The sequence below is a fragment of the Microcoleus sp. genome, from assembly GCF_041354475.1.
Taxonomy (GTDB): domain Bacteria; phylum Cyanobacteriota; class Cyanobacteriia; order Cyanobacteriales; family Microcoleaceae; genus Microcoleus.
This window is the reverse complement of sequence record NZ_JBGJZU010000023.1, coordinates 55,284-81,158: the sequence shown is the minus strand read 5'-3', so window position 1 is coordinate 81,158 and position 25,875 is coordinate 55,284. Positions and strand designations below refer to the sequence as shown.

General features: G+C 43.8%; 13 protein-coding genes and 1 tRNA gene. 8 read left to right on the top strand and 6 right to left on the bottom strand.

Annotation, left to right across the window (positions count from 1 at the left end):
- Positions 1 to 257 (top strand): hypothetical protein (locus tag ACBR23_RS11470; RefSeq protein WP_371119537.1); only part of this gene is annotated, 257 nt, incomplete at its 5' end.
- A gap of 315 nt (positions 258 to 572) precedes the next feature.
- On the opposite strand, the gene ACBR23_RS11465 is transcribed toward ACBR23_RS11470, so the two are convergent.
- Both ACBR23_RS11465 and ACBR23_RS11460 read right to left on the bottom strand, forming a co-directional pair.
- Positions 573 to 6,755 (bottom strand): hypothetical protein, encoded by a 6,183-nt coding sequence (locus tag ACBR23_RS11465; RefSeq protein WP_371119538.1) that lies wholly within the window; start codon positions 6,753 to 6,755, stop codon positions 573 to 575.
- A gap of 123 nt (positions 6,756 to 6,878) precedes the next feature.
- Positions 6,879 to 7,658 (bottom strand): hypothetical protein, encoded by a 780-nt coding sequence (locus ACBR23_RS11460; RefSeq protein WP_371119539.1) that lies wholly within the window; start codon positions 7,656 to 7,658, stop codon positions 6,879 to 6,881.
- A gap of 217 nt (positions 7,659 to 7,875) precedes the next feature.
- Between ACBR23_RS11460 and ACBR23_RS11455 the strand changes: the two genes are divergently transcribed.
- Entirely contained in the window at positions 7,876 to 11,502 is a 3,627-nt protein-coding gene (locus ACBR23_RS11455; RefSeq protein WP_371119540.1) for an NB-ARC domain-containing protein, read from the top strand.
- Between the two features lie 21 nt (positions 11,503 to 11,523).
- Here ACBR23_RS11455 and ACBR23_RS11450 read toward each other — a convergent pair whose 3' ends face one another.
- From ACBR23_RS11450 to ACBR23_RS11440, 3 genes are all read right to left on the bottom strand, one after another.
- A complete protein-coding gene (locus tag ACBR23_RS11450; RefSeq protein WP_371119541.1) occupies positions 11,524 to 12,753 on the bottom strand; it encodes a clostripain-related cysteine peptidase in 1,230 nt (409 codons plus the stop codon).
- A gap of 111 nt (positions 12,754 to 12,864) precedes the next feature.
- On the bottom strand, positions 12,865 to 13,746 hold the full coding sequence (locus ACBR23_RS11445; protein WP_371119542.1) for a tetratricopeptide repeat protein: 882 nt from the start codon (positions 13,744 to 13,746) through the stop codon (positions 12,865 to 12,867).
- Positions 13,747 to 13,871: 125 nt separating this feature from the next.
- The gene (locus ACBR23_RS11440; protein WP_371119543.1) at positions 13,872 to 17,108 is read right to left on the bottom strand and encodes an ATP-binding protein; all 3,237 of its coding nucleotides are present in this window, start codon (positions 17,106 to 17,108) and stop codon (positions 13,872 to 13,874) included.
- Between the two features lie 395 nt (positions 17,109 to 17,503).
- Between ACBR23_RS11440 and ACBR23_RS11435 the strand changes: the two genes are divergently transcribed.
- The 3 genes from ACBR23_RS11435 to kaiC all read left to right on the top strand — a co-directional run bounded on the left by ACBR23_RS11435 (position 17,504) and on the right by kaiC (position 20,565).
- Positions 17,504 to 18,445 (top strand): circadian clock protein KaiA, encoded by a 942-nt coding sequence (locus ACBR23_RS11435; RefSeq protein WP_371119544.1) that lies wholly within the window; start codon positions 17,504 to 17,506, stop codon positions 18,443 to 18,445.
- Positions 18,446 to 18,550: 105 nt separating this feature from the next.
- Entirely contained in the window at positions 18,551 to 18,865 is a 315-nt protein-coding gene (gene kaiB / locus ACBR23_RS11430; protein WP_340520079.1) for a circadian clock protein KaiB, read from the top strand.
- Between the two features lie 137 nt (positions 18,866 to 19,002).
- The gene (gene kaiC / locus ACBR23_RS11425) at positions 19,003 to 20,565 is read left to right on the top strand and encodes a circadian clock protein KaiC (protein ID WP_341731251.1); all 1,563 of its coding nucleotides are present in this window, start codon (positions 19,003 to 19,005) and stop codon (positions 20,563 to 20,565) included.
- Positions 20,566 to 20,764: 199 nt separating this feature from the next.
- Here kaiC and ACBR23_RS11420 read toward each other — a convergent pair.
- Positions 20,765 to 20,837, bottom strand: a tRNA-Arg gene (locus tag ACBR23_RS11420).
- Between the two features lie 318 nt (positions 20,838 to 21,155).
- On the opposite strand from ACBR23_RS11420, the gene ACBR23_RS11415 reads away from it, so the two are divergent.
- From ACBR23_RS11415 to ACBR23_RS11405, 3 genes are all read left to right on the top strand, one after another.
- Entirely contained in the window at positions 21,156 to 21,299 is a 144-nt protein-coding gene (locus ACBR23_RS11415) for a hypothetical protein (protein ID WP_371116035.1), read from the top strand.
- Positions 21,300 to 21,550: 251 nt separating this feature from the next.
- Positions 21,551 to 24,424, top strand: a complete 2,874-nt coding sequence (locus ACBR23_RS11410) for an ATP-binding protein (RefSeq protein WP_371119545.1) — start codon at positions 21,551 to 21,553, stop codon at positions 24,422 to 24,424.
- Entirely contained in the window at positions 24,417 to 25,850 is a 1,434-nt protein-coding gene (locus ACBR23_RS11405) for a response regulator (RefSeq protein ID WP_371119546.1), read from the top strand. Before ACBR23_RS11410 ends, ACBR23_RS11405 begins: the two co-directional genes overlap by 8 nt.
- Positions 25,851 to 25,875: the final 25 nt, after the last annotated feature.

Genomic DNA, 25,875 nt, shown 5'->3' with positions numbered 1-25,875 from the left:
CCCACTGTTCGTTACTTAAGTCTCCTCGGTTCATGAGCGTTAAGTGGTTGCGATCGCCTATTTTCCAGTATACAACGAGTTTGAAAACACGCCCTAGCCCCCCCCAAGGGGGGAAGGGGGACTTTGAGAAGACTCCTGTCCCCCCCTTCTTAAGGGGGGCTAGGGGGGATCTAGATTTAATAGTCAAACAACAGTCTCTGACTGGGTTTGACGTTAAGTTGACACCAATAGGCACTGCCCAAAGCGTGTCAACTTAAGCTTTTCCACCAGTCTTCCCGCCCACCCGCGAGTCCGCCAGGGAATGAATTCCCTGTCTCATAGCGAAAGTCCTCTCAAAGAGGACTGAAGAACTCATTAGTCGTCTTCAGACGACTTTAGCTTTGAGGCAGGGGTTTAAACCCCTGCCGGACTGTCGGTTTGAGGTTAAGTTGACACCAATAGGCACTGCCGTCTCCTCGCTAATCATAAGGAGTGCAACCGGAATTGATCTAACGTATTTCTGTCATTGCGAGGCACGAAGCAATCTCAAAACCCTTGGCACACCGTAGAGCGTGCGTCCAGGACTGTCGATATCAAATCAGAGCGAACATATCTTGGGTAAGCGAGCTGGATGACAAACCAGTGAGAGACGCTAACAACTCACCAGTGCTGGCGATACGGATCAGGGTGTCCTGCGCCTGCATACCACTACCCTGGCTAATGGTCAACTGGTCAAATCTGACACCGCCGCTTAATCCGAGTAAATCTTGACCAATCTGGAAATCAGTAATGGTGTCTACTCCTGCACCAGAGTTCAGCACAAAGCGATCGCGACCCTCACCACCTATCAGCAAATCATCGCCTAAACCGCCGCTGAGCAGGTCATCACCAGCACCACCATAGACAGTATCATTTCCCAAACCTCCAAAAAGGGTGTCATTTCCCAAGTCCCCGGAAACTAAGTCATCATCCTTACCGCCGTGGACAACATCATTACCTTTACCGCCATAGACAGTATCATTTCCCATGCCTCCGAAGAGGGCATCATTTCCTGAATCTCCTAAAACCAGGTCATTATCTTTGCCGCCGCTAACAATATCGTTGCCTTTACCGCCGTAAAGAGAATCATTTCCCTGATTGCCGTTGAGAACGTCTTGGCCTTTATTGCCATAGAGCAAGTCATTACCCAATCCACCAACAAGAGTGTCATTTCCCAACTTACCGATTAAGACATCATCGTTTTGAGTACCTGTGATTGAGTCGTCATTGTCAGTGCCAATTAAGGTGTCACCGCCGATCGCCTCAAGGGTTGGCGTTGGTTCTGGATTGGGTGTTGGTGTTGGGGTTGGTTCTGGATTGGGTGTTGGAGTTGGCTCTGGATTGGGTGTTGGTGTTGGAGTTGGTTCTGGATTGGATGTCGGTGTCGGTGTTGGCTCTGGAGTTGGAGTTGGTTCTGGATTGGATGTCGGTGTCGGTGTTGGCTCTGGTGTTGGTGTTGGTGTTGTCTCTGGATTGGATGTCGGTGTCGGTGTTAGCTCTGGTGTTGGTGTTGGTGTCGGTGTTGGCTCTGGATTGGGTGTCGGTGTTGGCTCTGGATTGGGTGTCGGTGTTGGTGTTGGAGTGGGTGTTGGAGTGGGTGTTGGCGTTGGTGTTGGTGTTGGAGTGGGTGTTGGTGTTGGTGTTGGTGTCGTTGTTGGCGTTGGTGTTGGAGTGGGTGTTGGCGTTGGTGTTGGAGTGGGTGTTGGCGTTGGTGTTGGAGTGGGTGTTGGCGTTAGCGTGCTGCTCAAATAATTGAGGATGTCACTCCCGGAGAGATTCGCCACAGTTTCAATTAAGCCAGCACCAGAAACCGACTCATCGAAAAAGTCTAAAATAGCTAGGTCTTTAGCAGCATTAGCAACCCCATCTTTGTTGAGGTCTACCAGCAGCGTTGTGCCATCTCGTTCGATACCAATAGAACCAGCAGATGGAGCTGATAAAGAGATAGTTACGCCTGGAAGGTTAAGAATATCCGTGCCACCTGCATCTTGGATTTGACTGCCAGCAGCTTTTTGGGCCTCTAGCTCGTAAGTATCGTTCCCTAAGCCAGCTTTGATGGTATCGGCACCGCCACCGCCTGTCAGCGTGTCTTCCAAGGCACCGCCATAGATTTCATCCCCATAGGGAGTGCCGATAATCTTGAATTGCTTGATATTGCTGAAATGCAGTTGGCTTGGCCCCCATGTCTGGATTTCTCCACTGCCTGTTATTGGGTCGAATTTGGGGTAGCGAATACCAACGTTGACATAGGTTGACAGTGAAGGGCCATCACCAACTGAACTGCCAAAATCATAGTTAACATCTCCCGTAGGGTTGCCAATATCAATGAGTGTGGGAATCCCGGTGCCATCAGCATTCCCTACAAAAAGACCAATACCTCCTTTTCCCTGGGTGATGTCTGTATCTTTGACAAAAGCTACTTTGGCACCGTCAGCAGCAAGAGACAGAGCGAAATTAGCATTTTCGCTACCGGCAACCATAACGACCCCAGAGCCATCAGTGTTACCAGTCCGAATCATGTTAAGTACATTTGGTGAGTCAGCTACATACGCCGCGCTAGACCAAGCCACCTTGCTACCATCTCCTGACATGGATGGACGAAAAGCAGATTCTTGGAATTTGTTTTCGCCATAGGTATCGTCGGACAGTTTCTTTATACCGGTGCCATCTGTGTTGGCAACAAATATTGATCTGTTTTGTGTTCTGATAGAACTTTGCCAAGCTATCTTCGAGCCGTCTGCTGAAAGGGATGGATAAGTATCATAAACTTCCGCGAAGGCACTAGATTTAGCAGAATCATCGGTAATTTGTTTAATTCCAGTACCGTCAGTATTGGCAACAAAAATTTCTTCCTCTAAAACAGACTCCCCCACTCTAACCACCCCACTCCAGGCTATTTTCGTCCCATCGCCTGAGAGGGAAATTAGACCGTTAACTCCACCTAGTGGTTCAAATGGGGTAATTTTTGTGATGCCAGTGCCATCAGTGTTGGCAACAAAGACGTCAGCTTCCTGTCCCCTAGATTCTATCCAAGCTACCTTGCTGCCATCGGCTGATAGAGAGGAGGCGTAAAAGTTGGGATTAGTAGCAGGATTGATTCTGAAAGGTGGATTTGAATTACCGACCTTTTTAACCCACAGTCCCTCTTCATCTGTCCACGCTACTGTCGTGCCATCGGCTGATAGAGCAACGTCATAGTGACCAACGCTCTTGCCAATGTCAATGGTGAGGGGTGTTCCTACACCATAAGCGTTTGCCACAAAGACATCCCATGAAGAGGGATTTGTTGGGTCAATGTCTCTCCATGCGACGGCACGGGTGGGTAAAGCGGAATAGTCCAAAACTAACAGGTCAGTTCCCGTTCCCCCGTCGATCGTATCGTCGCCTAAACCGGGGGTGAGCGTGTCATTTCCGTCTCCGCCGTTGATGGCATCGTTGCCTCCACCACCATCTATGAAGTCATTCTGGGTGCTACCTGACAACGTATCCCCAAGTTCTGAGCCAGTCAGTTTTTCAATGGAGAGCAATACATCACCGGCTGCGTCTCCGCCGGAACTTTTACCAGATGTCAGATCGACGGATACTGCTTCACCGGAGGAGATATAGGAAACAGCATCAATACCCTCTCCACCATCAAGAGTATCGGCTCCTGCTCCTCCAGCAAGGTAATCGTCGCCAGAACCAGCCAAAAGTTTGTCATCACCTGCTTCCCCAGAAAGGCGATCGCTTCCATCACCTCCAAAGAGGCGATCGCTGTTATCGCCACCTTTCAAATTATCGTCGCCGCCCTCACCAAAAAGCTCATCGCTGCCTGCACCACCTACCAACTGGTCATTCCCCTCACCGCCGTGGAGCGTTGCCGAGCCAATTCCCCGATAGTACAGCTTATCGTCACCAACCCCACCTGAAAGGTCTGCCGGAGTTTTCACGCCAGCCTGAATGTTAATTAAATCGTTACCAACACCGCCATCGCCAACAATTTTGCTGCTGACATTGTGCTTCTGCCTGGTCTCGAATGCTGATATGTAAACAACCCCGCCTGAATTTGGATCTGGCGAAATGGTGAATATCTCATTTCCATCGTTGAGATCGCCCCTAGTTCTAGCACTTGCATTTGGCCCCATATTCAGCCGCAACAGGCCACCGCCAACATCTTCCGCCAGCTTCAAACCTGTTTTATCATCGCACTTGGAATCAAAGCTGATTAGTGGCGGAGTTTTGGCCAGACCGATTTCTTCACGACCTCCTAAAAACTTATAGTAAGCGTACAACCCAGCAGTAACTTCACCGCTAGTCTTAAACAAACACAGCGGATCTTCTTTAATTTGCTCCAGAATTTTATTGACCCGAACCTTGCCATCACCATTGTGTAGATTATTCTCCAGATCGAAGTTAACTTTGGTGCGAACGCTTGCTTCTACACCAGCACTAGCTAATACTGCATTGAGTTCGCCAGCGCCTCCAATCCCTCCAGTCAGACTAACTTCTGGAACCTCTTCAGTCGTTCCGTCGGGGTTAGTGCGGAAATCGTTCACAAAAAATCCGTTGAAAATATCAGCAGTTTTGCGACTATCTGCGAACTGCTTTAGCCCTTCTGTATCAAAGCCAAAAGCTAAATCGATGTTGGCACTAAGGTCAAAGCTGAAACGAGCTCCCAAAATATAAATGATGGGGTAAAACTGACTGTATTCCAACTTGAATTTCAGCTCCGGCATATCGTATGTAAACAAATCTGCCTTTTGCCCCAGCAGCAGCTTAAACGCATTCTTTGAATCGTTTAAGAGTGGAAATTTTAGTTGACCTGCCTTTGAGCTTTCAAAACTGCTGACAAAGCTTGTGGCTTCTGTTGCTCCTTTACTTTCTAGCTGCGATTTGATGTCGGGAATTCCCTGACTTAAACTCGGCGATACATTATTAAGGTCGGTGACCGATCGGATATCCGTGCCACCTAAATTAAAGCTGCCAAGGTCAACAATCAGCTTGTCAGTGCTAGTAGAAAATTTGTCGAGTTTTTTAATCAAATCAGCGATTTCGATGACTGCTTTTATGTACCCCACATTGAAATCAGGATCGATAGCTGGCCCGATAGTTTCGATGATATCCAAGAGCGTAACATTACCATCCTTATCTTTATCTAAGGCAGCTTTGATAGCTCTGACATCAGAGAACCCAGGTAGCGGTTCTTCCAACACTTTGATGACAGGTTGAATTGGATCTGTAACCTGCTTGATCTTTCCCAAAATAGGTTTGGCAAAGTCGCTGAAGAATGTACCCATATCCATCTGTACGTTGTTGAACGCAATACTGGGTACATCGCCAAAACTGCTAGGATTGTCTGGATCTGCATTGCTGCTATTAAATCCCCAGCCAATATTGATGTCCGTACTAAGCGATGGCAGTACGGCAGACTCTTGAAAACTGGTGGCAGCATTCAGATTGATATTGGCAGAGCCATTAAATTTGGCATCAACGAGATTTGCCAAATTAACTGATGGCAGTTCCGAAAAGAAAAGTTGATTATCTGAGTCCTTTAAATCAACTGTAAAATCGCCGTTAAATTGGGTGCCTTTATCTTTGACATTGAGTTGCAGAAATCCCAGTTTGCCAGTTACCTCTAAGTTGGGAAGAGAGGCATTGAAATTAATTTTAAGTTCGTTGGCATTTGATGTATCGAAATAAAAGCCTTTAGTCTTATTGACACCAAAATCCAGATTTAAATCATAGCCAAGACCGATTTTGGCCTTGCCATTGATATCCAATTTCAAAGCTGGTAATCCAATCCCAGCATCCAAGGCTGTAGAGAATGAGTTAGCCGCCTGTTCTTTTTTGAGCCTTAAGTTAAACTTAACATCGTCGGTTGTTTCCACAAAGCTAATCGCCTGGTCAATTTCTTGGGCATCAACTTGACCATCATTATTCAAGTCGGGAAGCAACTTTAACCCACTGGCCCCCAAAGCTTCTGCTAGAGCTTGTTTAATTAGCTCCGGTGTTTTAGTTACTGCTGTATCGAGTTTTTCGTGCAGCTTTTTGAGAATATCATCTTCAAAATTGCTGATAAACTGTACGCCACTTTCAGCGGAATTCTTCAGTTTATCTCCTAAAAGTGGCAATTTGTTCCCATATACTCGGTTATTGACAGCAGCTTGGAGGGTATCTAGAAGAGCATCGAAACCTCCGATAATGTTTCCCAGGTTGTTACCTGTGTAAATTGTTGCTTGTTCAATCTGAAGAACTTGTCCATCTAAGGCAATAGTAGCTGAATCATCCTCAGCTAAAAGCAGTTGTCGCTGTTGAGAGTTAAGTGTTTCTCCGCGCACTAAAGCTGAAAAGATTGCTCCTTCATCACCTGGGGTATCCGAGTTATTCAATTGCCAGTCTATTGAGTGACCGATTTCTTCTAAAATAACATTGGCGATCGCATCAATATTATTGGCATTTTCGGTGAGTAACTCTCGCGAGATATAAATGGTATTAGTTGCTCCAGCAAAAGCTCCCTTGGCTCCATTAATTTCTGCTGAAGAGCGAATCTCGATCGAAGGAAGTTTTTCAAAGTCTCCATTTGCCCAATCTAAAGCTAAACTTTTGGTAATATCAGTATCAAAATTGTTACCAAAAGCTAAAATCATCTTGGCAGTTAAATCAGCATCTGTTCCTAAAGCTGCGAGGAAGCTTTGAGTTTTTTGTAGAGATTGCTCTAAACTATGAGTAACGGTAGTGCTATCTAGTAAGAAATTCATACTTTTCACCTTTTCCCTGTAACTATTTTCATGTATCTGCGATCGCACTTCGCCATCCCAACTGAAACAAGGGCGATCGCGTGTATTATTGATGAGTACAGAATGGTGAGTAAATATTTAACACTAATCAACGAATACATCTGCTCCTCCAGAACCTGTTAATCCAAAAGTTCCTGGTTCTTTATCACGGCCTTCTCTGGCAACACACCAACCACTTTCATAAACAAAGTTACCAGCAACATTAGTTTGGTTTGTTTCTGAGTTAATGACTACATTGTCCACATGATCGTAATTCCAATTATGTAAAATTTCATGAACTATTACGCCTGCCCAGGTATTTTCATTTAAACGATTATTTGACAAATTGTAAGCATTAAGGCTTAGGGCAAAATCTTTTGCTCTTTTGTTGGGTTGTTGAATAGTAAGGCCTAGAGTAGCTTCTCCCAAAACATTGTTTTCTTCATACATTTTACTAATATAGACGCGCCTTGGTCGTCCTAGTGCCCGGTCATTTACAGGATATTGAGTAAGAAAAATTTCAACAGCACCTTTAGGATTTGTACCATCATAACCATTATTTACATACTTGCCAATACAATCATAAACTTCTTTGCGTTGTAACAGTTCTTGAGCTTTGGCTAGACTTTTCCATATTAGCTGGCGCTGTTCGTCAGAAAAACTTTGATCAACTAGAGGCTCAGGAAATTTAGGCCAAGAATATCCACTTGGGCTTGAATAAAACTTCCGTTGAACCCGACCACCGGGAATTGACTGCTTAGTTAGGCATAAAAATCGAGGACAGCCAGCCTGAACTGACAGTTGTCTCACGAGAAGGCCAAGAGGTGATAAAACCAAAATACTTACAGCAAGAATTAGCGAGAATTTTTTATTTGACATTTTCATAAAATATCCTTCCCTCTTAATATTGCAATTCACTGGTTCAATCAACCTTGATTCAGTAATAACTCGGTTGCGGCAGCTACGTCAGTGAGAAAAAGTTATAAATAGTTATAACTTGCGCGTAAAATATGCTACAATCTTAAGTATAATTACTTAATTTCCTGTACCGTCCAGCAGGAACCACCGCTTTTGTGCTAACACACCCGATAATTTTAAATAAATGACGATCGACGAAGCACTGCTTTTCCTCGACTCGGTTCTCAAACAACAACATCTCAACGATATTCAGATATTAGTATTGCGACAGACTTGGGAAGGACACTCTTATCCAGAGATTGCCAAAAGCGCTGGTTATGATGCCGAATATATTAAGTTTGTTGGCTTTCAGTTATGGAAAGTTCTCAGTCGGGTATGCGGAGAAAAAGTCACTAAGAGTAATTTTCAGTCTGTTTTGCGACGGCAAGCACAACAGGCACAAGTAAACGTAAGACTACCAAATAGCCAAATTAGTCACAAGATCGACGAACAAGTCGATCGCAGTGGCGCGATCGCCGATCGAGCTACAACTGACTTAACAAAACTCAACAAATCGATAAATTGGGGAGAGGCAATTGATGTTTCTATTTTCTACGGACGTGCAGAGGAAATAGCCTTATTAGAAAAGTGGCTGATCGTCGATCGCTGCCGCCTAGTGACGCTGTTGGGCATGGGTGGAATTGGCAAAACTTCTCTCTCTATTAAGGTAGCAGAACGCATCCAAGAACAATTTGATTATATTATTTGGCACAGTCTCTGCAATGCTCCCTCGCTCCTCGATTTATTACTAGAATTGATTCAATTTCTCTCGCACCAACAGGAAACGAATTTACCAGATACCGTGGATGGTAGAATCTCGCGACTGCTGCACTATCTGCGACAGCATCGGTGTCTTTTAATATTGGATAATATCGAGTCAATTCTACAGGAAGAAGAACGCACGGGTTGTTACCGACAGGGATATGAAGGATACGGTCAACTTCTGCGATGCGTAGCCGAAATCAACCATAAAAGTACCCTGCTATTAACCAGTCGAGAAAAGCCAATCGGTTTAGCTGCTCAAGAAGGCAAAACTTTGCCTGTTCGTTCATTACAACTGACTGGTTTAACCACCACAAAAGCACGGGAATTTATTCAACGTATCGGTGATTTTCAAGGATCTGACTCCGAATGGGATATTTTGATATCTCACTATGGGGGAAATCCCCTAGCATTAAAAATGGTCGCTCCCGCTATTCGCGATTTTTTTGATAGTAGCCTCCCCAAATTTTTAGAACTTTTAAATCAAGGAACTTTAGTGTTTGATGATATTCGCAACCTATTAGACAGGCAATTTAATCGTTTATTAGATTTAGAAAAAAAGGTGATGTACTGGCTGGCTATTAATCGGGAGCCTGTCTCGGCGGCAGAATTACAACAAGATTTAGTTGCTAAATTAACTATTAAAGAATTACTAGAGGTTTTAGGTTCTCTCCTGAGACATTCTATGATTGAAAAAACCTCAGACGGCTACACTCAACAACCTGTCGTCATGGAATACATGACGGAACGATTAATCGAACAAGTCTGCACTGAAATCGCAACCAGCAAAATTGATCTTCTCAGAAGCCTGGGTCTGCTCAAAGCTACAGCTAAAGAATACATTAGAGATACGCAAGCTGGTCTGATACTAAAACCTATTGCCGATCGCCTTTTTTTTTCTTTTGAACGCCAGCAAATCATCGAAAACCAACTCAAACCTATTCTGACATCCCTGCGCGGTAAACCCACACTAGAAACTGGCTATGTTGCGGGTAATATTATAAATCTATTGTGTCAAATGCAGACAGATTTAAGCGGTTGGGATTTTTCTAATTTAACCATTTGGCAAGCTTATTTACCCAATACGAATTTGCATCAGGTAAACTTTGCTGGGGCTGATTTAACTAATTCGGTTTTCGCTGAAGTTCTGGGCAGCGGTTTGTCAATCGCTTTTAGCCCGGATGGAAAACTTTTAGCAATGGGCGATACCAATAGTGAGGTTCATTTGTGGCAAATGCCAGAAGTTAGGCTGCTGAGAACTGGCAAAGAATACGGCAGCATTGTGTTATCTGTTGCTTTTAGTCCAGATGGGAAAACTCTTGCTACTGGCGGTAGTAACGGTACGATTAATTGCTGGGATGTTAGCAGTTGGTCGATTCGTCAAATATTGCAGGGAAATCATAGCAGTGTGCTCGGAGTTGCTTTCAGTCCAGATGGCAAGATGCTTGCTAGTGGCATCGGTGATGGGACTGTGCGTTTTTGGGATTGGAGTAATGGACGATGTTTGCTAACTTTGCCAGCACACAAAAGTCAGGCTTGGTCGATCGCATTTAGTCCTCAAGGTAATATTTTAGCTAGTGGCGGTGATGACGGAATACTCAAACTGTGGGATGTTTCTACGGGAAAATGCCTGAAAATGTTTGAGAGTGACTGTCGTCAAATTCGATCGGTGGCTTTCAGTCCAGATGGTAAAACTGTAGCCCGGGGTGGTCATGATGCTTTGATTCGCATCTGGGATATTAGCACGGATCGAGTCGCAAGCATTTGCTCTGGACACTCGCAAATAGTAATGTCTGTTGCTTTTAGTCCTGACAATCAGATTTTAGCAAGTTGTAGCGAAGACAGCACCGTCAGATTGTGGGAAGTGGCATCGGGTGAGTGTTTCAAAACACTCCAAGGACACACCAGTCGAGTTTCATCTGTCGCGTTTCGTCCAGATGGCAAAATTTTAGCTAGCACTGGTGAAGACTGTACGGTGAGACTGTGGGATGTTAAAACAGGTCGTTGTCTGAAAACAGTATTGGGGCAAAGCAATCCAGTAAATTCGGTAGTTTTCTCGCCCGATGGCCAAACTTTAGCTAGTAGCGATCGCGCCGTGAGATTATGGAATATCAAAACCGGGAAGTGTTTTAAAAGCATACAGGATGGACATACTAATCGATTGAAATCCATTGCCTTTAGTCCGAATGGAGACTTGTTGGCGAGTGGATTCTCTGACACTACTGTCAGGTTATGGGATGCTATGACTGGAGAATGCCTAAAAAGTTTAGAGGGTCATTCTGCTTGGGTTTGGGGAGCCGCCATCAGTCCCGACGGCAAGATATTGGCAAGTTTCAGTGAAGACCAGACGATCGAACTATGGGATATTAGCACAGGGCAATGTCTTTATACTTGTACTGAGCATCAGAGTTGGGTGATGGGAATTGCTTTTAGTCCTTCAGGTGATATTCTGGCTTCTGCGAGTACCGATAAGACGGTGAAGTTATGGGATGTCAGTACAGGGAAAGTCTTAAGCACTTTGATGGGAAATAGCGGTTGGGTTTGGTCTGTTGCCTTTAGTCCTGACGGTAATATTTTGGCAAGCAGCAACAGTGACGGTAGCATCAAGTTTTGGGATATCCATACCGGAGAATGTCTGACTAGCATCGAGGGACATGATGGTATTGTGTCATCGGTAATCTTCAATCATGATGGTACACTCTTGGCGAGTGGCGGTCACGATCGAACTGTACGAGTTTGGGATGCGAGGACAAAGGATTGCTTGCAAGTTCTGCGGGGACACGAAAATTGGGTGTGGTCTGTTGATTTTAGTTTAGATGGTCAAATGTTGGCTAGTAGCAGCCAAGATGAGACGATTAAGTTTTGGGATGCAGTAACGGGTGATTGTCTCAAAACTTTGCCTGTTCCGAAACCTTATGAAGGATTGAATATGACAGGTGTTAAAGCTGTAACTGAAGCAACTGGGGCGATGCTCAAAACACTGGGGGCAGTGGAAGTAAGTCGATCGTGATATGTTGTACCATTGATATCTTTAGTTTTTTTCCCTATCGAAGAGAACTGCATCAAAAAGAGGTACAAGCTTTAAGTCTGAGTAAACCTGTAAATACAAATAATTTTCAAGTTTCTGCCGATTTGTCGGTAAAAATAAACCTAAGCCTGATAATTTTTGATACTTATGTCTGATCCTTGAGCTAAGTAATTCACCATTCTGTTGCACTCTCTGAATAAGAGAATTTTTTAAGAAAAACAAAAAATCGTTATAAGCTGAAGGATTTGCACCTGATAATCGAGTCAGTTCTTGTAAAAATTTTTCTAAATCAACAAAGGTTTCTCCAGCATAATAATAAGCTTCTACATCAGAGTTATTGGAAGAATTGGCTTTAGAAAATAAAAGAGAGGATATAAAAACTTTAATAGGCTCAATATTTCCTTGCAATATAGAATTAATCACAAAATTAACTTTTTCTGGCAAGTAGCGGAAATAATGATTGTTAGTCAATGTCAAACTATGGTACATATCCGGTCGTTCACAATCCATAATCTTTTTGGCTAGCTGAGATCCATCAATTTCTGGATAATCGCTCAAATAGCTTAACAATTGCTCATAATAGTAATTTGGCGCTCCAAGTTCTATTTGAGATGAAAGCGTATACTTAGCAGTATTTTGGAATGTATAGTGTACTTCAATATTTGCTTTATTACAATTTTGAAAAAATAATAATTCGAGATTTCCATTTACAGATTGGTTGAAATTAAATATAACTTGATTGATTTTATGAAGATTCATCCATCTAACTTCTGAAATTGAGGGGGAGTTGGGATGTTCGTCAGGGCTGATTTCCATCAGCGTTCCACCATGACCTAAAAACACAATAGCCCAGCGTTTGGCTTGAAATCGAGATTGTGCCCAAGCCAGATACTGAGTAAACACTTCTTCACTACTACTATCTGCTGTTTCTAAGTATTGTGTATCCACCTTACCTTGGCTAATGATGCTTCTCGAAAGTTGTGCTGCTCCACTAAAGTCTGATTGTACTACTACCAAAAGATTGTCACTTTTTACACCTTTACTTAGCATTTGAATAATTGGTTGTCCAAATCTTGATAGATTATTGTCATAGGGCATCCAGTATAGTAATATCCAGTCATAATTATTTTTAGCATTACTTCCAAGCATATATTGTTCTCTAGATGAATATACTGTCTCTATTAAAGAAGTCATACCTACTGTTAGAAATTTGATTGCTTGTCTTCTTTTCATGTTTAACTGGTTCCCAGGAAGAGCCTGGGGACATAGGTTCCCAGGCTCTTCCTCGCTTTTAACTAAAATTACAAACTGGACTTGCAAATGAGGGTGCACAATTCCTGATTTCTAAGGCGAAATTTGCCCCGAAGGTGGCGTGTCTTGAATTTTAGTGAGTGCTGCTTTCATTTCTGGAGTATCTAAGAACTTTTTGGTGGCTGCGATTAAACGATCGCCCCAGAGGTTTTCTTTGAGAAAATCTACAGTAGCATAGCGTTTATCTAGTTTTAGAGCAGCTTCTCCCATCGCTAAGCCTTTTTCTTTGTCGCCTTTGCCGTACCATGCTACTGCTAGAGCTAGCATTGGTTCGGCTGCTTTGTTGTCGATCGCGATCGCCTGTTCCCAACGTTTAATCGCGCCATCGGCATCTCCCTTTTCGTATTTGACTAATCCGATATTGTTGAGAGCGGGCCAGAGATTTTTTTCTAAAGCAAAGGCTTTTTCATATTGGGCGATCGCATTATCCAATCGTTTAAGCTTGTAAAAAGCATTGCCTAAATCAAATAATGCACCCGGATTATCGGGTTTTAACTTTAACCCTGCTTGTAAGTATTCCACTGCTTTTTCATAGTTTGCTTGCCGAAAATGAGCTTCCCCCAAGACAAATTTAATTGCAGGATTTTCCGGCGACAGAGATTGAGCTTGTTGCAAAGCGTCAATGCCTTTTTGCAACTGGTCAACTTGAAGGTACAAGCCGCCTAACAAAGTCCAAGCTTGAGAATTCTTAGGGGCTAATTGTGTGGCGAGTTCGGCTCTGGGTACCGCGAGTTGGTACTGCTGGAGTCTGGCTAGCTGGACAGCTTCTTCTCCCAGGCTCAAGGCTGTTTGTTCGAGTTGGGCAGAGTCGATTTGTAGAGTGTAAGGCAGGAGTGCCTGGGCGACAACAGGCTTGGGCATTGTGCACAAACCGAGGGCGAGTAGCAGAGATATGAGAGGAATCCGATTAGGCACGCGAGCAGCCCCAGCAAAAAATATAAAGGTTTCTCGATCGCCTATGATAACCTATAATTCTCCGCATCAGCCTCGCCGGACTAGATTATATTAATGGCGATTGAGACCCTAGTCCGAGGGTTAGGTTAATTTTTATGAATCTTTGCCCTTGCCTGGATGCTATGTTGAATTTTCTCTAACAATTGGGCTGCTGATAAAGAAGAAGGCAAAATTTTAGCACCTACTTCTTGTAGTAGAAAGTCGATCGCCTCCGATTCGGAATTTGTACTACACCGATAATCCAAAACTAATATCGGCGGTTTTGTTGCCATTTCTCGCAGACTTGATAGCGCTGGCAACACACTGGGGGATTCCGAGGGCCTGTCTCCCAAGCAAAGCAAAACTAAGTCCACGCTTTGATATTGCAACTGCTGCAAAACTTCCCTCCAATGGAGAGCAATTGAACCTCGAAAGCCTGCGGTTTGGATGTACTGAATCAAAGCTTGAAAGTTAGGGGCAAAATTTTCAGAATTATGAATAGGAAAATCAAATTTTTTCCCTCGATAATCTGCATTTTCGGAGGTGGCGAAATCCCGATTTTCCATCATATTTTGCTGCAAGTCCAGTAAGGTCGAAATATCAGCAAATAAAATGCTGGGCTTCCAACTCATCCCAGCAGCTACTTGAATAACTTGCCACAAAGCAGAGGCTACTAAAGGAGTGTCGGAGGTGTCGCTGTCGGTGGCTAAACACGGAAATACTGACAGTCCCTGGACTTGATTTGCCACTTGTGTAGTTGCCTGATCTAAAGTTACTAAAGGCAGAAAACCCAAACTCGAAGACTGACTTAACTGTTTGATAAAAGCTAAAGGGTTTTGCAGTTGGTTTGTGCCGTCCAAAACGATCGCATCGGGACGCCAGATACGGGCCACCAGTTCGGCCTGACCGAGATCATCTGCTTCTAAAACCCGGCAGTAGGTAGGGTTGAGCAATAAAGATGAGCCTTGGGAGCCACTGTTCTGCGGGCACAGCCACAAAATAGTCAAACAACTTCTCACATTGCCGATATTGCCATCGGGGTGTCCGAGCAAATTGCCCAGCAGCATTCCCAAGGCTGGCTCTGTGACGGGTAAGCTTAAAAAGCCTTCGGCTCGGTTGACGGAGGCCCGTTCTTTTTCGCCTCTGGTGGCTGTGATGATGGCTGGTATCGATCGAGTATCTGGATCGCTCTTGAGCAGTGTCAGCACGTCCCAGCCCGACAACAGTGGCAACAACGGGTTCAGGAAAATCACTTGGGGACTGAATCGGCGGGCTTTTTCCAGTGCTTCGGTGCCGGAACGGGCGACGATTACTTGATAACCTAAACCCGTAAGAACTTTGGTTAAATCTTCGATATATTTGGGAACTGCTTCGACGATTAATACGAGGCGAGAGCGAGAATTGGCGATCGGGTACTGATATTTTGGTTTGAATAATTCTGGCTCTATGCCTGGATATTCTGCCACATCTTCTCTAGTGTTTCCCGGAGGAGTTGGTGGTAGGAGTAAGGTAAATTGAGAACCTTGACCTTCTGAGGAAATAAACGAAACGTCTCCGCCGTGGAGCCTAGCTAAACGTTGAGTCAGTACCAGTCCTAGTCCGGTTCCTTGAAATCGCCTAGTTAGGGGGCTTTCTAATTGTTGGAATTTTTGAAATATGAGGTGCTGTTTGTCTGCGGGGATGCCGATGCCGTTGTCCCAAACTGTGAAAGCAATCCAGCCTTCCCAAACATTTACTTTTAAGCCAATTTTGCCACCAATTTCTGTGAATTTGAGGGCGTTGGATAGCAGGTTGACGAGCATTTGTCGCAACCGCAGTTCGTCGGCGATTAAGTGGCTTAGTCCCGGTTCGATTTCGAGTATAAATTCGGTTTGGATGGGGGATTCTTCCCCTGGGTTGGCGGTAGTTCCCTCGGATTTTGATGGAGATTTTTCTTCTTGCTGTTGGAGTTGTTTGGCTTGTTCAAAGGCTCTGTGGCAGGCTGCGGTAATTTCCACTGGTTCGGGAATTAGTTCTAGCTGCCCGGTTTCCATCCTGGTCAGGTCTAAAATGTCGTTGACTATGGTCATTAAGTGTCGCCCGCTTTGATGGATGAGTTTGGCGTAGCGAGTTTGGCGATCGTTGAGTTCTCCGATTAATTTATCTTTGAGGAGGCTGGACAAACCGAGGACGGCGGTGAGGGGGGTTTTGAGTTCGTGGCTGATACAGGATAAAAATTCGTCTTTTAGTCGGTTGAGGTGGATTAAGTCGGCATTTTTAGCTGCTAGTTCTTTGGCGACTAAATGTTCTTCGGTGACATCTTGTCCCATGACTAAAATTAGGTTGTCCGAGAGTGGCTGTTTGACAAATTGCCAGATTCGTTCTTGACCTTTTTGGACTGGACAGTCGCAAATGTATGTGTCTGGTTTGCCTGCGATGGGACACCAGGCTGGGCTGGTTAAGGTGGATGGGGAGGCGGCGGCGTAGAGGGGTAGGGGGCAACTGGTGGGTGCGGTGGAGTCGCGATCGCCCGATCGCCCTGCTCCTACTAAGCTTCTGAATTCTGGGGAGATGGCTAAATTTGGGGGGCTATTATATTTAGTCGGCTCTGGGCTAGGTAGATGGGGAGATGGCCGATTCCGATTGACTGCTGTTTCTGGGACTGGTTCTGGGCCTGCTCCCAGTAAAATCCGCCACGCTGCGTTTTGACTGACTATCTGTCCGGTGGGGGTTTGCAATCTCAGGGGTAGGGGCAGTTTTTCCAGGAGTTGGACTAGGGAATTGAGGTTTTCCGAGGGTTTGAGTCCTGCTTCGAGAAAGCGTAATTGAGCGTCTAGGGCGCTTGCCATTGCTGAATGTACCGGCTCTCTGGTTGCTGTTTCTTGAGCTTTGATGCTGTATTCCGCCGCGGTGGAGATCGGGATGGAGTTGCTGTGGGCGAAGAATTGTAGCAGGCTGAGGCTGTTTAGAAGTCCCAAAAATTTGCCTTCGGAATTGGTGAGGGCGATGGGAGTATCGACAGCTCTGCCCTCCATTTTGCCCTGGTCCGAGAAGTGGTTAATTTCTGCTGTTTGCAGGTATTGCCAGAATTCGCTGACGCTCCAATCTGCGGGTACTGCTCTGAGGGGAGCGATCGCGATCGGGTTTTCTGACAGGGGTTGTTGCCATTTCTGGTCTTGGTCTGCCAGGGGCATGAGGCTGCGGAGATATATTAATCCCAGGGGCTGTAGCTGTTCGTTGACTAATGCGATGCGATCGCAGTTGCCCTGACTGAAAATTGACCGCAGTGTTTTTAGCTGAGCTGTCGGTCGGCACAGTGGCACTGGCTCGATAAAATTTTGGAGACTAGGGCGGGTTTGTGGCATAACGAACCTGAGAGTCTGCTCCCCTGAGCAGTAATATTTTTGAGACCCAATGTAGCTGCCGATTTCTGTATCTAATTTGTTTTATATCAGTCTGCTATGGCACCTCGAAGCTCGATCGAACCCCGCCAGTTCGATGCCAGTGCTTGATTTGGGGCTACTAGCACCTATTTTAAGGCTTAAGCTTAATTGCAGAAATCAGGCTGGGGGTGCTTGAGCTAGCAGCAAAGGACTACAGTTTTATTATCCCTCTGTCACAAGGTTGTTACCATTTTTGTAGTTAAGATTGGTAACATAAATGTTGCGATGATTGTTAAAATGTTAAGTGTTTTGTAAAGGAGATATCAACTCTGAGCGATCCACCATTTTCAGGCAACTTAAATGTTTCACCTACAGCTTTGCTTCCCCAACTGTCTATATGTATCTTTGTCAAGTCAGGGGAACTCGCAGGCTTGGCGATCGAGGTTTTGGGAGGCAGACGTTATGCTTTGACCCAGGTTAAGTCCGAGAGCGAGTTTTTTGGATACCTGAAGCACAATTACCACCTAGACTGTTTGGTTTTTGAAGTAGATGGGGATCTGCGATCTCTGACTGCTAAACTCCAAGAGCGATCGATCTTTTTACCTGCTGTGGTTTTTGCGACCAAGCCCGGAGACGATGGGACGCAGGAAGTGCCACGGACATCGGACAATGGCTGCTATCCGTTGGTAACTAGCCCCGAACTGAATCAACAGCAAAGTTGCTCTTTTTTTTACCATGCTGCTGAGGTGCAACTCCCAATCGATCGATCGGACGAACTTGCCGCCAGTATCGATCGGGCGATCGCCCAATTTTTGAAACTTTCTACTCCGGTTCCTTTAGATGACCAATCCGCCAAGGTGGGTGCAACGGCGCAATTAACTGCTCAAAGTTTACTACAACGACAGCAACGCCGACTTGCTGAAAAATTGCGGGAGCGATTAGGATACTTAGGTGTGTATTATAAAAGAAATTCCCAGAATTTTTTTCGTAATCTGTCTCAGGAAGAAAAGCCAAAATTTTTGGAGCAATTCAAGTTAATTTATCGAAAAATTGTTTTGAGTTATTTTTCTGAAGATACTGCGGTAAATAATCAAATAGATGAATTTGTGAATATAGCTTTTTTTGCGGATGTTGCGGTGACTCAAGTTGTAGAAATTCACATGGAATTGATGGACGAGTTTGCCAAGCAACTCAAATTAGAAGGGCGCAGCGAAGAAATATTGCTGGATTACCGCTTGACTCTGATTGACGTCATCGCTCATTTGTGCGAAATGTATAGGCGATCGATTCCCAAAGATGCCTCGGAACGTGGAAGGTAAAACCTGGCTAAAAATATTATAAAATACGAAAGAATAGGGGATTTAAGACAAATAACAACTACAACTAAAATTTGATAACTAACACTCAATCTCTCATAAAAGTTCATGACTCCTCTGAAGAAAACCTACGTTCTCAAGCTTTACGTTGCGGGAAATACTCCCAACTCAGTGCGAGCTTTGAAGACCCTTAAGGACATCCTCGAACAAGAGTTTCAAGGAGTCTACGCCCTGAAAGTGATAGATGTTCTCAAAAATCCTCAACTAGCAGAAGAGGATAAAATTTTGGCAACCCCTACCCTGGCAAAAATTCTGCCCCCTCCAGTGCGAAAAATTATTGGTGATTTGTCCGATCGGGAAAAAGTTCTGATAGGATTAGATTTACTCTATGAAGAACTTCGCGAAGAAGACATGAATTCGTAAGATAATTAAGTTACAGTCATTAGTCAGCAGTAATTAGTTATGGAGCGCTAGCACTAGCTAAACACTGAGTACAAATACTAACGAGCTGCGGTTAATGGCTGAAAATTTTAAAATACTGACAATTGATAAAAATCGACATGAATGAAATTAGTCAAACGGTGCAACCAGAAGGATTGGTAACGGCGGGAGTTCAAAAAATCCGCACCATGATTGAAGGCTTTGATGACATCAGTCACGGCGGAATGCCGATCGGCAGAACTACCCTAGTCAGTGGCACGTCTGGAACCGGAAAAACCTTATTTGCTGTACAATTTCTTTACAACGGAATCACCCATTTTGACGAAGCCGGAGTTTTTGTAACTTTTGAAGAATCTCCCACAGACATTATTAAAAATGCCTACAGTTTTGGCTGGGATTTGACTAAGTTTATCGATGAAGGTAAGCTATTTATTTTAGACGCTTCCCCAGATCCAGAAGGTCAGGATATCGTGGGAAATTTTGACTTGTCTGCCTTAATCGAACGCATTCAATACGCCATACGCAAATATAAAGCAAGGCGGGTTTCTATTGATTCGGTGACGGCAGTATTTCAGCAATACGACGCTGCATCTGTGGTGCGGCGCGAAATTTTCCGTTTAGTTGCACGCCTCAAACAAGTAGGCGCAACTACAATCATGACTACGGAACGAGTGGAAGAATACGGCCCGGTGGCCCGGTTTGGAGTCGAGGAATTTGTCTCGGATAATGTGGTGATTGTTCGCAACGTTTTGGAAGGAGAACGTCGTCGCCGAACCATGGAAATTTTGAAGTTGCGGGGGACTACTCACATGAAGGGCGAGTATCCTTTTACAATCACTAATGACGGCATTAATATTTTTCCGTTGGGGGCTATGCGATTGACTCAAAGATCTTCCAATGTTCGGGTTTCTTCCGGGGACAAAACTCTCGACGAAATGTGCGGGGGCGGTTTCTTTAAAGACTCGATTATTTTGGCTACGGGTGCGACGGGAACTGGCAAAACGCTGTTGGTAAGCAAGTTTTTGGAGAATGCTTGCATGAATGGCGATCGCGCCATGCTGTTTGCCTATGAAGAGTCGCGGGCGCAGTTGTTCCGCAATGCTTATTCTTGGGGCATTGATTTTGAGGAAATGGAACATAAGGGTTTGTTAAAAATTCTTTGTAATTACCCGGAATCTGCGGGTTTGGAAGACCATTTGCAAAATATTAAATCAGAAATTGCAGATTTTAAACCCTCTCGAATTGCGATCGATTCCCTGTCAGCTTTAGAACGGGGAGTTAGCAATAATTCCTTCCGGCAATTCGTGATTGGAGTGACAGCTTTCGCCAAGCAGGAGGAAATTACAGGATTTTTTACCAATACAAGCGACCAGTTTATGGGTTCTAATTCGATTACGGATTCCCATATTTCTACGATTACTGACACGATCATCATGCTTCAGTATGTGGAAATTAGAGGGGAAATGTCGCGGGCAATTAATGTGTTTAAGATGCGTGGTTCCTGGCATGACAAGGGAATTCGGGAATACACTATTACTGATAACGGACCCGTAATTCGGGATTCTTTCCGCAGTTACGAACGCATTATCAGCGGTTCTCCGACTCGAATTACAATTAATGAGAAGAGTGAATTATCGCGGATTCTTCAGGGGGTACAAGGTCAAGACAATGATGATATTTGACCCTGAGCCATGATTCGTGGTTAAAATGAGGTTGGGCTTGGCAGCTCAACCCCAATTTTTGAAACCATTAAGGCGTGTCAGTTCGTAGTCGATCGATCGATGGTGAACATACATAACGCCAACTCTCCACAAAAGCAAGTGTGGAACAGGCAATATGCCTGTTCCACAATAATTATGCCAGAGGTATCATCATACAAAATGAGCACGGAGGGATTCGAACCCCCGACCCTCAGGACCGGAACCTGATGCTCTATCCACTGAGCTACGTGCCCTCAACTTTTTTGACTATATCACGTCTTGCCTAAAATAGCTAGTCCGATCGCAAATTCGATCGGATGCGGGAAACTCAGGCACTTTAGTGCTGAGATGGAAGCGGCACGGGGGACTTCAGTCCCCGTAATTTTTCTTAATTAGCGGAATGATGCGGGTCTTCTATGTATTTCTTTCCCACCTCACTACTAATATTACCTGACGTGGTTGTGTATTTGATATTCGGCGAGTGGCAGCATAAATATTTTGTTGATGCAGGTTGATAGATCCACTATAATTGCTTAGACTAGGTAAATCCACCAGTTATTAGGGAAATAGAGGTGTCTCAACTCAAAAAAGCAATGGGAATTCAGCAAGTATTGTTGTCGCCCAACGTGAAAGAGTTTACGATTCTCCCTAAGAATGGAGCTTTTTACCTTGAGATGTCTTATGAAATGGAAGCGCAACAGCACACTTTAGATTGATACAATAACAGCCTATAACATCGCCAATACTAGATTTAAATTGATCGGGGGTTGAGCATCTACCGCAGCGAATAACCAGAAAACAATTACCTATAGCTATTAGACATCTCCCATAATTCCTGTGGAACAGGCATCCTGCCTGTTGTTGACTATCTTTTTAGGAGATGTCTAATTGCCCGTTGATGGCGCTGCTTTTGAGACAGATTGTACCAGGACTGTCCTAGATTAAGTTCACCAAACCTCTCAAACTTATGGTTTTTAAACTTTTAGAGAAACTTCCCCTGCGAACTGTACTGATAGTTCCCTTTGTACTGCAAATAGTCGGAGCCGTGGGACTTGTAGGATATCTTTCTTTTAGAAACGGACAAAAAGCAGTTAATAACTTAGCTAGTCAGTTGATGAGCGAAGTTAGTGCTCGCGTCGAGCAAAACCTGCAAATTTACGTAGCCACGCCCCATCAAATTAATCAAAGCAAGCTGGATGCAGTCAAACTGGGGCTGTTAAACATGGAAGATTTATCAGCTTGGGAGCAATACCTTTGGCGGCAAGTACAATTATATCCTTATATCAATTTTACATCCATTGGCAATAAAAATGGAGAATATAGAACCGGAGAAAAACTTTCCAATGGCTCCCTGATGATTAATATGTCAGGACGCTCTACTGGGCTTGACTTTTATTCTTACAATACTAACAATACAGGCGATCGCACTACAGTAGCAACTGTTGTCAAGTCTTTCGATATTCGCCAACATCCTTCCTACCAAAATGCGGCTAACGCAGGCAAACCCACTTGGAGTTCAGTTTACATTTCTTTTTTGGAGCCGACATTAATCATCAGCGCTCTACAACCAGTCTACGAAAATGACCAACTGGAAGGAGTATTAATTACTGCCTTGCGCCTCGATCACATTGGTCAATTTTTAAACAGTCTCAAAGTTGGCAAATCGGGACAGGCATTTATCATGGAAAGAAACGGCACCCTGCTGGCAACTTCCACTTCCGAAAAACCTTTCCGTACCAGAAGTAATAACAAAGAACTGTTTAAAGCTGAAGAAAGTGTTGATGCTACGACTCAAGCTACTGCAAAATATGTAGCAAGTCATTTTCAAAAATTAAAAGAAATTAAAGCTTCCTATACTTTAAATTTTCCAATAGAAGGCAAACCACAATTTGTCAAAGTCCTACCCTTTCAAGATGGCAAAGGTTTAGACTGGCTAATTGTGGTCGTGGTTCCCGAAGCTGATTTCACCGCTGAAATAGATGCCAATACCCGCATGACGATTTGGTTATGTTTGGCTGCTTTGGGAGTAGCTGTAGTCATTGGAATTTTTACTTCTCGGTGGGTGACAAATCCTATTTGGCGCTTAAATACAGCAGCCAAAAACCTTGCCAAAGGTGAATGGAATCAAACATTAGAAATTCAACGTAAAGACGAATTGGGAGAATTAGGCAAAGCATTTAACAGCATGGCTCAACAACTGCAACATTCTTTTGAAAATCTCGAAAATAGAGTGGAAGAACGGACGGCAGAATTAGCTGTAGCTAAAGACAAAGCTGAAGTCGCAAATCAAGCTAAAAGTACCTTTTTGGCTAACATGAGTCACGAATTGCGATCGCCTCTCAATGCAATTCTCGGCTTTTCCCAACTAATGACTCGCAGCCAAACTCTATCGCGAGAAGACCAAGAAAATATGAACATAATTAGCAGCAGCGGAGAACACCTGCTCACCCTAATTAACAATGTTCTCGATTTATCCAAAATTGAAGCGGGACGCACTACCCTCAATCCCAAAAAAATAGACATTTATCGCCTGCTGTGCGATGTCGAAGATATGTTTCAATTAAAAGCAGATGACAAAAAATTGCAGTTGGTTTTTGACCGCAGTCCTGATGTACCACAATACGTGGAAACTGACGAACTAAAATTGCGACAAGTCTTAATTAATCTGCTTAACAACGCTCTCAAATTTACTGATGAGGGTGGTGTATCGGTTAAAATTAGCAAGCAGGCAGAATCGGAAAGTTCTCCGATGTTAGAAAAGTCTAAAAAAATCAAGAATCGGCAAATTAAAGATGTTCAAGACTCCGAATTAGCTCTGTATAAAAATGCTAATTTTGCCTCGCCAATTCCCCTTGATGATTCAATCTATGCCCCGGATTCAGTCCCGGTTAATTCTTCTTTGTTTCTGCATTTTGAAGTAGCAGATACAGGGAAGGGTATTTCCCAGGAAGAATTAGATAATCTTTTTGAACCTTTTGTACAAACACAAACAGGAAAAGACTCCCAAGAGGGTACAGGATTAGGTTTGCCAATTAGTCGCAAGTTTGTTGAATTAATGGGTGGTGAAATGAGTGTCATTTCCTCGGTGGGAAAAGGCACCGTTTTTCAGTTTGATATTCAAGTTATTGTGGTCGAAAGTGCTGAAGTTGAAAGCAAACAATCAACTAATCATGTGATTGCCCTGGAACCAAACCAACACCCCTATCGAATTTTGATAGTAGACGATAAACCGCTGAATCGCCAACTCTTAATTAAAATCCTGAATCCTCTGGGGTTTCAATTGAAAGAAGCCATAAATGGTCAAGAAGCTATTGAAATTTGGGACAGTTGGGAACCGCATTTAATTTGGATGGATATGAGAATGCCTGTGATGGACGGTTACGAAGCAACGAAACACATAAAAGGCACTGTCAAAGGTCAAGCTACTGCGATTATTGCACTCACTGCTAGTGTTTTGGAGGAGGAACGGGCAGTGATTTTGTCAGCGGGTTGCGATGCCTTTATGCGGAAACCTTTCCGGGAAGCCGAGATTTTTGATGCTATGCACAAACATATTGGAGTGCGCTATATTTATGAAAATACAAAGGAAGTTAATGTACTGAAAACAAACAATGGGGATTTTGAGGTACTTACTGTGGATGCTTTCAACGGATTACCCCAGCAATTAGTAGCTGAGTTAAAGCTGGCCATACTGAATATAGATCTGGATTTAATAGATAGCTCGATCGCCCAAATTAGTTTGCAGAATCCTTTACTGGCCAGTGCGATCGCAAATTGTATAGAGAATTTTGACTACGATCGAGTGTTGAATTTAATTTCTGAAACAAAATACCATGAATAACGACACGAATACTAACAACGGTAATATTTTAGTAGTAGATGATACACCAGCTAATTTGCGCCTGTTAGCGGGAATTTTGAATGGAAAGGGCTATAAAGTCCGCCCGGTCCCTAATGGGGAATTGGCACTTTCTGCTGCTAGGGGAATGCCTCCTGATTTGATTTTGCTGGATATTATGATGCCGGAAATGAATGGCTATGAAGTATGTCAAAAAATCAAAGCAGATGAACGCACTCGCGACATTCCGGTCATTTTTATTAGCGCAATTAACGATGTGCTAGATAAAGTAAAAGCTTTTGCTGTAGGTGGTGTAGATTATATTACTAAACCTTTTCAAGTTGAAGAGGTGTTGGTGAGAGTGGAAACTCATTTGGCGATGTGTAAGTTGCAAAATAAACTCAAACAAAAAAATGAAGAATTAACAGTCGCTTTAGCACAATTAAAAGCCACTCAAAATCACTTGGTACAGTCGGAAAAAATGGCCGCCCTGGGACAACTGATTGCTGGGATTGCTCACGAAATCAATACTCCCCTAGGCGCGATTCGATCGTCTATTGGCAACATTAACAATTTTTTGGATAATAATCTAGAAAGTTTGCCCGTTTTTTTTAAAGAACTTTCCGTCGAACGCCAGGAAGATTTCGTGAATTTAATGCACAGTTCCAGCAAACAAGATTACTCTTTATCGACGCGAGAAAAACGGGAATTCAAAAGAGGTGTGAAGCAGCAGCTAGAGTTCCAAGAGATTGGTAATGCGGACAGTCTTGCTGGTATGTTAGTCAATCTCGGCTTGCAGACAGATTTACAATCGTTTTTGTCGCTCTTAAAAGACCCCGATAGCGAAAAAATTCTCAAGACAGCTTATGAGTTTTCTAGTATTCAGAGAAGTGCTAAAACGATCGCTACCGCTACCGAACGTGCAGCAAAAGTCGTGTTTGCGTTAAAAAGTTATGCGCGTTACGACTTTAATGGAGAAAAATTAGAGGTGAATATTGCTGAGGGAATCGAAACTGTATTAACTCTTTACCAGAATCAACTCAAACACGGTGTCGAAGTCATCAAAAACTATCAAGCCGGAGTGCCAGCGGTACTGTGCTATCCCGACGAACTCCATCAAGTTTGGACAAATTTAGTGCATAATTCTTTACAAGCGATGGACGATAAAGGAATTTTAAGAATTGATATAGTACATGAAAATAACTGGGTAAAAATTAGCATTACTGATAGTGGCAAGGGAATTCCGCCTGAAGTATTGCCCAAAATATTTGAGCCGTTCTTTACTACTAAATCTATGGGCGAAGGCAGCGGTTTAGGATTGGATATTGTCCGAAAAATAATTGATAAACATCAGGGTAAAATTGATGTCGAATCTATGCCTGCTAAAACTACATTTGCAGTCTCTTTGCCAATAAATTTACCGGAGTAGGTAAGTGGGTTATGGGCTCGCAATA

Excerpts from the sequence above, each read along its gene's own strand:
- ACBR23_RS11465 (WP_371119538.1), bottom strand. The coding sequence starts at position 6,755 with ATGAATTTCTTACTAGATAGCACTACCGTTACTCATAGTTTAGAGCAA.
- ACBR23_RS11460 (WP_371119539.1), bottom strand. The coding sequence starts at position 7,658 with ATGAAAATGTCAAATAAAAAATTCTCGCTAATTCTTGCTGTAAGTATT.
- ACBR23_RS11455 (WP_371119540.1), top strand. The coding sequence starts at position 7,876 with ATGACGATCGACGAAGCACTGCTTTTCCTCGACTCGGTTCTCAAACAA.
- ACBR23_RS11450 (WP_371119541.1), bottom strand. The coding sequence starts at position 12,753 with ATGAAAAGAAGACAAGCAATCAAATTTCTAACAGTAGGTATGACTTCT.
- ACBR23_RS11440 (WP_371119543.1), bottom strand. The coding sequence starts at position 17,108 with ATGCCACAAACCCGCCCTAGTCTCCAAAATTTTATCGAGCCAGTGCCA.
- kaiB (WP_340520079.1), top strand. The coding sequence starts at position 18,551 with ATGACTCCTCTGAAGAAAACCTACGTTCTCAAGCTTTACGTTGCGGGA.
- kaiC (WP_341731251.1), top strand. The coding sequence starts at position 19,003 with ATGAATGAAATTAGTCAAACGGTGCAACCAGAAGGATTGGTAACGGCG.
- ACBR23_RS11410 (WP_371119545.1), top strand. The coding sequence starts at position 21,551 with ATGGTTTTTAAACTTTTAGAGAAACTTCCCCTGCGAACTGTACTGATA.
- ACBR23_RS11405 (WP_371119546.1), top strand. The coding sequence starts at position 24,417 with ATGAATAACGACACGAATACTAACAACGGTAATATTTTAGTAGTAGAT.